Origin of the sequence: Anabaena sp. FACHB-83 (assembly GCF_014697485.1) — a bacterium.
Taxonomy (GTDB): domain Bacteria; phylum Cyanobacteriota; class Cyanobacteriia; order Cyanobacteriales; family Nostocaceae; genus Nostoc_B.
Window position 1 is genome coordinate 146,812 of record NZ_JACJRY010000010.1, and the last position, 11,967, is coordinate 158,778.

10 protein-coding genes are annotated in these 11,967 nt (G+C 40.4%); 8 read left to right on the forward strand and 2 right to left on the reverse strand.

All coding sequences use genetic code 11. The features are described 5' to 3' along the window. Window positions 1-23: 23 nt before the first annotated feature. Complete coding sequence (locus H6G79_RS14590; protein ID WP_190589599.1) at window positions 24-1,079, reverse strand: LLM class flavin-dependent oxidoreductase; 1,056 nt, start codon at window positions 1,077-1,079, stop codon at window positions 24-26. 370 nt (window positions 1,080-1,449) lie between these two features. Here H6G79_RS14590 and H6G79_RS14595 point away from each other — a divergent pair, with 370 nt between their 5' ends. The 8 genes from H6G79_RS14595 (at window position 1,450) to H6G79_RS14630 (ending at window position 10,416) form a co-directional block, all read left to right on the forward strand. Beyond that, a complete protein-coding gene (locus H6G79_RS14595) occupies window positions 1,450-2,547 on the forward strand; it encodes an LLM class flavin-dependent oxidoreductase (protein WP_190589598.1) in 1,098 nt (365 codons plus the stop codon). A gap of 113 nt (window positions 2,548-2,660) precedes the next feature. Beyond that, window positions 2,661-3,476: a hypothetical protein gene (locus tag H6G79_RS14600; RefSeq protein WP_190589597.1), complete on the forward strand. Its 816-nt coding sequence runs from the start codon at window positions 2,661-2,663 to the stop codon at window positions 3,474-3,476. Window positions 3,477-4,054: 578 nt separating this feature from the next. After that, window positions 4,055-5,140 (forward strand): aliphatic sulfonate ABC transporter substrate-binding protein, encoded by a 1,086-nt coding sequence (locus tag H6G79_RS14605; protein ID WP_199331714.1) that lies wholly within the window; start codon window positions 4,055-4,057, stop codon window positions 5,138-5,140. Between the two features lie 148 nt (window positions 5,141-5,288). Next, window positions 5,289-6,179: a MetQ/NlpA family ABC transporter substrate-binding protein gene (locus H6G79_RS14610; RefSeq protein WP_190589596.1), complete on the forward strand. Its 891-nt coding sequence runs from the start codon at window positions 5,289-5,291 to the stop codon at window positions 6,177-6,179. 24 nt (window positions 6,180-6,203) lie between these two features. Continuing rightward, on the forward strand, window positions 6,204-7,097 hold the full coding sequence (locus H6G79_RS14615) for a MetQ/NlpA family ABC transporter substrate-binding protein (protein WP_190589595.1): 894 nt from the start codon (window positions 6,204-6,206) through the stop codon (window positions 7,095-7,097). Window positions 7,098-7,132: 35 nt separating this feature from the next. Then, a complete protein-coding gene (locus H6G79_RS14620; RefSeq protein ID WP_190589594.1) occupies window positions 7,133-8,110 on the forward strand; it encodes a methionine ABC transporter ATP-binding protein in 978 nt (325 codons plus the stop codon). Between the two features lie 95 nt (window positions 8,111-8,205). Beyond that, on the forward strand, window positions 8,206-9,060 hold the full coding sequence (locus H6G79_RS14625) for a MetQ/NlpA family ABC transporter substrate-binding protein (RefSeq protein WP_190589593.1): 855 nt from the start codon (window positions 8,206-8,208) through the stop codon (window positions 9,058-9,060). An 18-nt stretch (window positions 9,061-9,078) separates the two neighbouring features. Then, complete coding sequence (locus H6G79_RS14630) at window positions 9,079-10,416, forward strand: LLM class flavin-dependent oxidoreductase (protein WP_190589592.1); 1,338 nt, start codon at window positions 9,079-9,081, stop codon at window positions 10,414-10,416. A 100-nt stretch (window positions 10,417-10,516) separates the two neighbouring features. On the opposite strand, the gene H6G79_RS14635 is transcribed toward H6G79_RS14630, so the two are convergent. Next, a complete protein-coding gene (locus tag H6G79_RS14635; RefSeq protein ID WP_190589591.1) occupies window positions 10,517-11,908 on the reverse strand; it encodes a TIGR03985 family CRISPR-associated protein in 1,392 nt (463 codons plus the stop codon). Window positions 11,909-11,967 lie beyond the last annotated feature (59 nt).

The following is an 11,967-nucleotide window of genomic DNA, read 5'->3' on the forward strand; positions in this document are numbered from 1 at the left end:
TACTGTTGCCTGCTGAGAAATTCCTAAGCAACTTTCTGCAAGTGTCGCACACGCGGCATAATTTCTTCGGCAAAACGTGTCATCTCTCGGACAAAGGGATTAAATTGCAGCATGAAAGTATCGATCCCGGCATCCACAAAAGCTGCAACGCGAGTGGCAACTGTATCATAACTGCCAACTAAACCTGCGGCTGTACCACCATTCCCCCCAACAGCAGGATTTTTGGCAAAGAGTTGAAACATAACGGCTTCTTTGTCAACGCCTTTGGCCACGCTTAATTTATATTGTTCTTCTAGCTTTTGTAGTGCCATGAGGCGTTCTAGTTCTGCTTGTGCTTCTTCGTCGGTGGGACGCGCAATCACAAAGGCTGACAAACCAAAACGCACTGGTTGGGGTAAGGAACGGGGACGGCTGATAACTTGTTGAATTACTTTGCGGACATCTTCAATCGGTTGACCGTTGATAAAGTAAACATCAGCTTGTTGCGCTGCTAATATCTGCGCTGGTTCTGATGCGCCGCCAAGATAAATCCGTGGATAAGGTTGAGCAACAGGGAAGGGTCGAAAACTTAAATCTTGAATTTTGAAATATTCACCTTCAAAGTTTACTTTCTCACCACTCCATAAGGCTCTGACTACTTGCAACCATTCTCCTGAATAGCGATAACGTTCATCGTGGGGGGGGAAGGGAATATTCGTCCGTTCCATTTCTGGACGGAACCAAGCACTAATTAAGTTAATGGCAAAACGTCCCTGACTAATGGCATCAATACCTAAAGCCATCTTGGCTAAGACGGCTGGGTGAAATAATAAAGGTTTAATGGCGGCGATAATTTCTATAGTTTCTGTGGCTTCTGCTAAGGCTGCACAAGCTGTCCAAGTTTCTAACTGTTCTAAATCTAAACTACGGGGGTTGGCAATGTGTTGGGCAACTAAGGTTGTGACATATCCTAAACGTTCTGCTTCTAATACTAGCGATCGCGTGCGCTCATAACTAGCATCTATCGGTTCCTCTGGTGCGTTGAGAGGGCCAAAGTTACCGCCAACAGGCGACCAAATACCATAACGTGGTTCTGACATCTTTACCTCCAAGTTCAACAAACACAACAGAAATAAGGCTGAGGTATTAATCAGCAAAATCAAGGGTTTGAATCAGGGTGAATGTATGGTCTAAATCTTCGCCCTGCCTCCTGCACAAGAGCTAGGTCTACACAGCAATTTTGGGTTAGTGAACTACTATTCCTCTACACCCTGAAACCCAACCTGAACCAACCTCAACAGACAACTTTTGTACATAAGCCCTAGGAGATAAAAATCTCAATATCCCCTTGTTTTTTATGCTCATATATGCAAACCTCATAGTATACTACTATAAATCTACCGATTTACCGTAGGATATCTGGCTACAAAACTTTAGTTTTAGTGCCGACTACAAAGGTTCTAGAAAACTATGTCTGAACCACGCTATGGGATATGGATTCCCGTTTACGGCAACTGCGGCGTGATGAACCATCCTCTTGAACCTCGTGATGCTAGTTACTCACGAGCTAAGAGTTTAATTCGGTTGGCCCAAAGGTGTGGATTTACCACAACTTTAATAGCGCAACATATCATCAATCCCAGGAACCAACAACTTGACCAATTAGAAACCTGGACAGCAGCCGCCGCCCTTGCAGAAGCTACAAGTTCTATTGAGATTATTGCAGCTGTTAAGCCATTACTATTTCATCCCGCCGTCTTAGCCAAGATGGCTTTAGGGATTGATGCAATTAGCCAAGGACGTTTTGCCATTAACTTAGTGAGTGCTTGGTTTAGGCCAGAAATGGAAAAACCAGGGATCAATTTTTTGTCTCACGACGAACGTTATCGCTATTCTGATGAATGGATAAGAGTTGTCAAAGCTTTGTGGAGTGGAGAAACAGTCAACTTCCACGGCGACTATTTTCACATCAATGATTTAAAGCTAAATCCTCCACCTATTGCTAAACCCCATCCGCGTGTGTATGTCGGGGGAGAGTCAGAACCAGCGCAAGAACTAGCCGCAAAACAAGCGCACACATTCTTTCTCAATGGTCGTCCGATTGAAGTTATCCGCGAAACAATTGCTCAAGTGCGGCAAAAAACTCACTCTCGCTCTCAACCTATAGGCTTTGCAATGTCAGCCTTTGTCATTGCTCGACCGACAGATGCAGAAGCCGAAGCAGAGTATCAGAACTTAAGAGCAATGGTACTCGCCCAGGACGATCGCACAGAACTACTCAAAGGCGTAGATTCCGAAGTGGTTATGTTTAAAAACATGGCGAAATACCCAGGTGTGGGGAGCAATGGCGGGACTGCGGCTGGTTTGGTTGGGAGTTATGAAACTGTAGCCCAGCGTATTGCTGAATTTACCAAAGTAGGAATTGATACTTTTATGCTGCAATTCCAACCTTTTACGACAGAAATGGAGCGTTTTGCTGCGGAGATTATACCAAGAGTAAGAGCTTTAACAGTAGAAAGTGAAGCGATCGCCAACTCGAAAATAGGGGCTAAGAATTTTAGATTTTAGATTTTGCGAAAAGTTGCGTGGGCGGGTTTCCCGACTTGAGCAAACTTTTCAAGACGGATTTGAGATTGAATCCAAAAATCTTTTCCTACTCCTCATTACCCAAAGGAAACTTTATGACTGCAATCTTGACTCGTCCAGCTTGGACTACAGATTTAGAACTAGAAATCTTCGATAAATTAGTTGATAAACACGCACCGCACATTCCAAAAAAGCGATTAGTTGAACCAAGACCACCGGAAACTGATGAAGAAAGAGAGAATTTTTATCGTTTTCGTGTAGCTGGTGCAGCCCATGATTTATTTATTGTGCAAGTCTGCGCTAAGATAATTGACTCCTTTCCAGACCCAGAATTACAACTATTTTTGAGCAGACAAATAGGGGACGATGGCGCACATGCCCAAAATACTCGTTTAAGAGCGCAAGCAATATCTGGACATGACCCCATTGAAGATATCCAAAAACAAGTGCAGAAACATTGGGATTACATGGGTGATTTACCCATTCGTAATTGGCAAGGCTTTTTAGCATTTGAATTACATTATGAACTGCATATTGTGGCTTTGTTATTTATCAATAGCCGTACTAGCAAAATCAATGACCCAGACTCTGCCAAATATGCAGCAGAAAAAATCTTACCAGATGAAGCAGTTCATCGTTTAGGTGTGGTTGATTGGTGGCAACGTAAATTTGATCGCGCCTCACAAGCCGAGAAAGAAGATTTAATTGCCCAAGTTCTAGAAGCTGATGAAGAAGGTCAAGGTCGGCGTAATCCTTATCTGCGAGATCATTGGCAATTAAGTCAAAAAGGTATTGGAGTTGAAATTGATAATTTGCCAGTACTTTATGATACTTGGCGGCAGGAAGTTCTATCTTATTTCTTGGATGTCCCTGTTTCTAGATTGCCCAAACTTGTGAGTGTGAATGATTAATGATCAAAACCATCCTTTGAGCATGAATTATAAAGCTCCAAAAAAGGAACGATTAACCTCTGTGGTTTACCGTGGTAACACATTAATTTTTCATATTTTATAAGATTTTAAATGTTACTAATTCATTGATGATTAGTAACATTATTTTTTGTTTTGCTGAGGTATCGCACAATAAGTTTCAACTAGTACCACAAACCTTAAAATACATAGGTCTGGTTAAGGAACAAAAGCCAAAATTTAGGAGGTTTTGTTGGGTTAGACTTCGTTCCATCCAACCTACAGTTATGCTTAACTGAACTTTTGTTTATCAATACGGATAATTTTTTGTTGAGATTTTGGAGATATCCATCTTTTCTATTTATTGATGTAAGAAATATTGGTTTTAGTCGCCAAGAACACAACAATTTTATAGTTAATGGGTATACTATATTTTTTCTAATAGCACTAATTGACAGACTGATTTTAATTAGGTTTAACAAAAGTTTCTGGCGTAGGAAAAACAGGTTTTTCTATGCCTAATGTTAATTACAAATAATTGCAAAACCCAAGACTGCATTGATAATAAGGAGGGTTAATTTATGATAGAGCAAATACTAAATAAATTGTTAAGTTTTTTTAGAAAGTGGGGATTATTTCGGCATCAAAGAATTAAAACTTTTGCTGTATTGTTTGTGCTGGGTATGGGATTGAGTTTAGCGATCGCATCTTGCGCCCCCAGTAATTCAGCTGATACATCCACCCAAAAAGCCCAAGCACCCAAGCTCACAGTCCTGAAAATGGGTCATCAAAAAGGGATGGCGTTGTTGAATATTATCAAAGCCCAAGGAAGTTTAGAAAAGCGATTACAACCCTTGGGGATATCTGTAACGTGGAATGAATTTTCCTCCACAGCACCGCTTTTAGATGGGATGGGAGCAGGTGCGATTGTATTTGGTGGCGGTGGTGGTACAGGAAGCGTGTTTGCTCAAGCCGGTGATAAACCCTTTGTTAGAGTCGCAGCCGGTACAGGTAGCACTAGAGGTTCCGCTATTTTAGTCCAAGAAAATTCCCCAATCAAAACACTTGCTGATTTAAAAGGTAAGAAAGTTGCTTTTGCAAAAGGTTCTGGTCAACACTACATTATTGTGCGTGCTTTAGAAAAAGTCGGGTTGAAATTTAGTGATATTCAACCTCTTTATCTGACACCTGCTGAAGCCTTACCAGCATTTGAACGTGGTGATATTGATGCGTGGTTAATTTGGGACCCTTACACAGCTGAAGCTGAACGTAAACTCCGCACTCGCTTACTGGCAGATAATAGCGCCGTCTTTGGAGATAAAGCAGCACTCGAAAGCCCTAGTTTTTATTATGCTGCTCCAGATTTTGTCCGCGATCATCCCGACGTTCTCAAGATAGTTTTACAAGAGCTAGAAAAAGCTGGTACTTGGTCGAGAGAAAACTACAAAGATTCTGCCAAACTGCTTTCTAAACTGTACAAAATTGACCTAAAAACAATGGAAACAGTAGAAGAACGGGGTGGTCAACGGGAAGTATTACCAGTCACAGATGAAGTTTTAAGTGGTCTGCAACGTATGGCAGATACATTTTATGAACTCAAAATCATTCCGAAAAAAATAGATGTCAAAGATAAAAACTACAACTGGATTCCTGACCAAAAATGGTAAATCAAACTTAAGAATTCAGAAGTCAGGAGCCAGAATAGTTAAAGAATCTGAATAATATATATAAATCAGGCTACATTCCTGATCAATATCTGACTTTTGATTCCTGGGTGCTGAGTTCTTACAGTCAAATTAACTCGTAATTACAACTATGAAATTACCTACTAACATTAACCGCCGATTCTTTTTCATCGCCATCACATCATTTGCAGCTTCTACAGTCTTTGCTAGTTGTAGTTCACCGCAGAATAATTCGGCTGTGAATAATGTGAATCCTTCAGCCACCACAGCAGCCAATACAACCACAACTCCAGCCAAAGAAAAAATCAAAGTTGGTGTCACACCAGTTCCAGCAGGCGAAATTTTAGAGTTTGTCAAAAAGAATTTAGCACCAGAAGCGGGACTAGATATCGAAATAGTTACATTCAATGACTTTGTGCAGAATAATACAGCTTTGAAAGATGGTGTGATTGATGCTAATTATTTCCAGCATATTCCTTTTATGGAGGACTATGGCAAGAAACATAATTTTGAAATGTATGCTTTTACGCCGCAAATTCATTTAAATCCCGTGGGACTCTTTTCTAAAAAATATAAGTCCCTTAATGATGTACCTAACAAAGCTCTAGTAACAATTCCTGATGATCCTAGTAATGCTCATCGGGCTTTAAAAGTCTTAGAATCATCAGGATTAATCAAACTTAAAGAAAATGTTCGTCCGGCGAGTCCTAAAGATATTATTGCTAACCCCAAAAACATCCAAATTAAAGAAATACCAGGAGCGCAAGCAATTCCGAGTTTACCTGATGTGGATTTAGCCGGAGTTACAGGTAATTGGATTGTGCAAGCTGGATTAAAAACCGATAAAGATGCTTTAGCTTTAGAGACTGCTAAAGACCCAATTTATGCGGTGACTGTCACAACATTAAAAGGTAAAGAAACCGACCCCAGAGTGCAGAAACTCTATAAGTTGTTGCGGGACGATAAAGTCAAACAATTTATTAGAGATAAATACCAAGGTGCAGTAATTCCCATCCCTTAATTTTCATTACTTGCAATTAAATCAATGACTTTGCTTAACAACATCAATCGTCGGTTTTTTCTCTTAGCAGTTGTCTCTTTTACAGCTTCTACTGTTTTTACTAGTTGTAGTTCAGCGCAAAATAATTCTGCTAATACAAATACTAATCCATCTGCTACCCCAGCCTCTAACACAACAACAACAGCAACCAAAGAAAAAATTAAAGTTGGAGTTTCACCAGTTCCAGCCGGAGAAATTTTAGAGTTTGTCAAGAAAAATCTCGCACCACAGGCGGGATTAGATATTGAAATTTTCACCTTTAGTGACAGTGTACAAAATAACTTTGCGCTGAGAGATAAACAAATTGATGCTAATTACTTTCAACACGTTCCTTTTATGGAGGATTTTGGCAAGCAACATAATATTAAAATGGTGGCTTTAAATCCGCCGATTCACTTAAATCCAGTGGGTGTATATTCCAAAAGACACAAATCTTTGGCAGAAGTGCCGAAAAATGGCACTGTGATTATCCCTGGTGATATTAATAATGCTCATCGGGCTTTGAAGGTAATTGAAGAAGCTGGATTAGTGAAATTAAAAACTACTGCTAAAGGTTTAGTTAGTCCTAAAGATATTGCCGAAAATCCTAAAAACTTACAAGTCAAAGAAGTACCAGCGACTCAAATGATTCCTTCGCTTCCTGATGTTGATTTAGCTGTGATGACGGGTGCAACAGTGCTGGCAGGAGGACTAAGAACAGATAAAGATGCCTTGGCGTTAGAATCCAGTAAAAATCCGATTTATGCGGTGACAGTGACAACATTACAAGGGCAGGAAAATGACCCCAGAATTCAAAAACTTTATAAGTTGTTACGGGATGATCAAGTCAAACAATTTATTAGAGATAAATATCAAGGCGCAGTGATTCCCATTCCTTAAAAAATAGTCATGATTAATTGTGGGGTAATTCTGAAATGATCACATTTACTGATGTTCGCAAAATTTATCACCAAGGTACTCAAAAAGTTGTCGCTTTAGATGGAGTTAGCCTGTTTGTTAAACCAGGCGAAATTTTTGGCGTTTTAGGTCAAAGTGGCGCAGGTAAAAGTACATTAATTCGTTGTGTCAATCAACTAGAAAAACCAACATCAGGTTCAGTTGTGGTTGATGGACAGGAAATCACAAAATTGTCGGGAGATAAATTACGTGTCGCCCGTCAACATATTGGCATGATTTTTCAACACTTTAATTTACTAAGTTGCAGAACAGTGGCGGAAAATATTGCTTTTCCTTTGGAAGTGATGGGTCTGAGTAGGCTACAACGTCGGGCTAAGGTAGAAGAATTAATTTCACTGGTGGGTTTGCAAGGTAAAGCTGATGCTTATCCGGCGCAACTGTCTGGGGGACAAAAGCAACGGGTAGGTATTGCTAGGGCTTTGGCGGGAGAACCGAAAGTTTTATTGTCTGATGAAGCGACATCTGCACTTGACCCGCAAACAACTAGGTCGATTCTGGACTTGTTACGTGATTTGAATAAGCGTATGGGTTTGACAATTTTACTCATTACTCATGAAATGGGTGTGGTCAAGCAAATCTGCGATAGTGTGGCGGTACTCAATGCTGGCAAAATTGTTGAAAAGGGATATGTGAGTGATTTAATCGCTAGACCGGAATCATTTCTCGCCCAAGAAGTTTTTCCCCGTCGGAATGGTTATAGAGCAAAACCTGGTGCTGTCCTCGCCACGATCGCCTTTGCGGGAGAACAAGCCAGTCAGCCGATTTTCGCCACCTTAGCCCGACGGTTTGATGTGGATGTCAATATCCTGAGTGGGAGTGTGGAGACAGTAGGCGATCGCCGAGTTGGTCAATTCCACATTGAATTAGCAGGACAAAAGATAACGCAAGCTTTGAACTATTTACATGAAGCCGAATTTGAAGTGGAAGTACATTGATCATGGCTAGTTTAACAAAAACCTATCAAGGCACGATCGCCCCTGCATTTTAGAGCTAGAAACATACATTATTAAAGTATTCAGTAATTCGGAAAATGGGAATCAACCGCCGCTATTTTTTACTTGCCACAGTCACTGCGATCGCATCTATTTCTTTTGCTAGTTGTACACCAAAACAGCCTACTTCTACTGGTCAATTGGTGAGTCAATCAACCAAGACAACATTACTCAAAGTTGGTTCTCGCAATACCACCACAGAAGATGTTTTAAAATTCATTCAAAAAGAAATAGCCCCCAGTCACGGTTTAGACTTTCAAATTGTGACTATTGCTGATTCTGTCAAAATTAATGATGCTCTTAAAAATGGCGAAATTGATGCTAACTTTTTCCAACATGAACCATTTATGAGACAAGCTGCTAAAAGACTTAATGCTGATTTTGTCATGTTAAATCGCAGCTATACCACCATCACAGGGCTATATTCAAAAAAAATCAAAACAAAATCCCTTAAGGACATTCCTACTGGAGTAACCATCGCTATTTCTAACGATGATAGCAATCAGGATCGGGCTTTAAAATTTCTCAAACAAATTAACTTAATCAATTTAAAAGAAAAGTCAGGGGAGTATTACAGCGTCAAAGATGTAATTAAGCATCCCAAAAACCTGCAAATTCAAGAATTAGATAATTACGCGATCGTCAGAGCATTGGATGATGTCGATTTAGCCGTGACCTCGGCATCTTTTTTAGTCCAAGCAAAAGTATCCCTAGACCCAATTGTGTTAGACGAAATTGGTATGGCTAACAAAAATTATGCAGTGGGTTTAGCAACTGTACAATCAAAAGTAAATGATCCAAATATCCAAAAGCTAAATCAATTGGTGGTCGATCCCAAATTGAAAGACTACATCAATAACTATCTCAAAGGGACGATCGCCCCTGTATTCTAAACATGATATGGAGGGATAATGAGCAGAACTAAGCAATTAAAATTAGGTGCATTCATGCGCCCCGTCAGCATCCATACAGGTGCTTGGCGTTATCCAGGAGCTATACCTGATGCTAATTTCAACTTCCCAGCACTGAAAAAATTCATCCAAAAACTCGAAGCAGGCAAGTTTGACGCATTCTTCATGGCAGATCACTTAGCCGTGCTGAATATGCCCATAAATGCCCTGAAACGCAGTCATACTGTTACCTCCTTTGAGCCATTTACCCTGCTTTCTGCCCTCTCTACCGTCACCGAAAACATCGGATTAGTAGCTACAGCTTCTACAACTTATGATGCGCCTTTTCATATTGCGCGTCGCTTTGCCTCTCTTGACCATATTAGTGGCGGTCGCGCTGGCTGGAATATTGTCACCACAGCCAATCCAGACGCAGCACTCAATTTTGGTTTAGAAGAAGAGATAGAGCATGATGAACGCTACCGTCGGGCGAGGGAATTTTATGATGTGGTTACAGGGCTTTGGGATTCCTTTGCTGATGATGCTTTTGTTCGGGATGTGGAAGCCGGGATTTATTTTGACCCCGAAAAGCTTCATGTTCTGAATCACAAAGGTAAATATCTCTCGGTGCGGGGGCCATTAAATATTGCAAGACCCGTGCAAGGCTGGCCTGTAATTGTCCAGGCTGGTGCATCGGAAGCCGGACGACAATTAGCCGCCGAAACTGCCGAGGCTGTGTTTGCGCCTGCTGGTAATTTGGAGGCTGGCAAAGCATTATTTGCAGATATCAAAGGACGGGCGAAAGCAATTGGACGTGACCCAGATAGTATCAAAATTTTACCTGGTGTTTTAGTTGTGGTTGGGGAAACCGTCGCCGAAGCGCAAGCAAAGCGCGTTTATTTAGATAGTCTTGTGCATTATGACAGTGGAATCGCTAGTTTAAATGGTGCGCTGGGCTACGATGTTTCCGGTTTTGACCCTGATGGCCCCTTACCAGAAATTCCGCCAACCAACGCCGGACACTCTTCACGGGAAAGAGTCATCGCCTTAGCACAGCGTGAAAACTTGACCATTCGACAACTAGCGCAACGTGTTGGCAGTTACGGCGGTTTAGCTTTTGTGGGAACACCCCAGACCATCGCCGATGAGATGGAGCAATGGCTGAAGGAAGAAGGCTCGGACGGCTTTAATATTATGTTCCCTTATCTGCCGGAAGGGTTGAACGATTTTGTTGACAAGGTTGTGCCAGAACTCCAAAGCCGGGGAATTTTCCGTACCGAGTATGAAGGAACAACCTTGCGGGAAAATTTGGGACTCCCCCGCCCCGCTAACCGTTTCTTTCAAAAGACAGTAGTATAAGTATAGTCTCAATAGGGGGATTAAGATATGATTATGTTATGCAAGAGTGCGATCGCCAAAATTCCCCATTTACTATTCGTGCAGCTTCTCCAACTCTAGTTTAGTTATACAAGTTCCAAACATTTTGGCTTTCCTCTGCCATCTCTTGGCGTAAATTTAAAGGAAGTAATACTTCAACTTTAGAACCTAAAGCACGCAACCATCGTAGTACATAATAGTCGTTAACTCGATAATCGACTTGGTAATAAGCATCGGTGCTTGGACGAGATTCGAGAATTTCTAAAATAACCTTTTGATGTTTTACATTTGGAGTATTTTGTTTAATTAATCTAGCAACCATTTGGTAATCAATCATTTTAAAAGCATCATGAATGCTAATACCTTGGATAAAGCGGTTGTGAAAATCGCGTTCAAAGCGCAATATCATTAACTCTTTGTCTTTATAAAAATCACATCCCCAAACTTCTTTTAGCTTAGTATTTACAGTTTTTGGGGTTGGTAATTTGTTATTACTATATTGTTGTCTTAATAATTGTGGTACACGAGTATCTGTCCAATCTAGGGTTTCTATATGTTGAGATATTATCCTATCTAAGCGATATTTGTACCAATTAATTTCGCCTGTTGGGGTAGTACCGTAAGCACATAAATATTTAGCCCTTTCCATAAAATAAATACAAACAGGGTAAACAGCACACTCTTTTTGTAAGTTTAGATGTGCGCTGTAGTAAGTCAGAAGTATAGGAAGAATTTCTTGTGAGTTCCAAAGTGACTGTAGTTCACTTTGAATTTCATCCACTGCATCTTGTATGGGACTTGATTCTGGTACAAGATAATCAACATACATAAATACACGATGATTATCTTCATCTACCTGTTCTGAAAATTCTTCAGCTAGTAAAGGTAAACTGGGGTCAAGAAAACTGAACATACCTAAAGTTTCTGCTAAATAAGCTTGATTTTTATGGCTAACAGCAAATTCTAAGCACGGCAATTTTTCGACTCTCCGATAATATTTACTTCTCCCTGGCGTAGAATCTAATCTTTGTAAATACCTGCGACTAACCAATAAATCTAAATCACTTTGCAATGACTTCCTAACTTGAGCAAAGAGACGTTCTTCTAGTAGCTTTTCTAAATCAGAATTAGATATTGATATTTCTGTTTTTAGATAATATTTCCATTTATCTATAGGTACTTCCAATTCTTGCAGCCATTGTCCGATAGTTTTGCTACAAGCACAGTTTGAGTCTTGGTGATTTAGAATATCCTGCTTATTCTCATCTTGATGAGTTGTACTAAAAAAAGCTTTACGCCAATCATTATAAGTAAAATTACTTATAATTTTCGTATATCCTTTGTCGCTATAAAGCCAATGTAGAAGTGTCCATAGGCGGATAGCACGGGTAAGATTTTGACTCTGCTCTAAAGAACCTTTGGCTAGTTGTTTTAACAGTTGTGGGGATGGGTAATCAGTAAAACGCAGATTCACAGTGGCTAAATACGTCTGAGCTACACTTTCTAGGTTAGCAAGTATTGGAAAAGGGTATT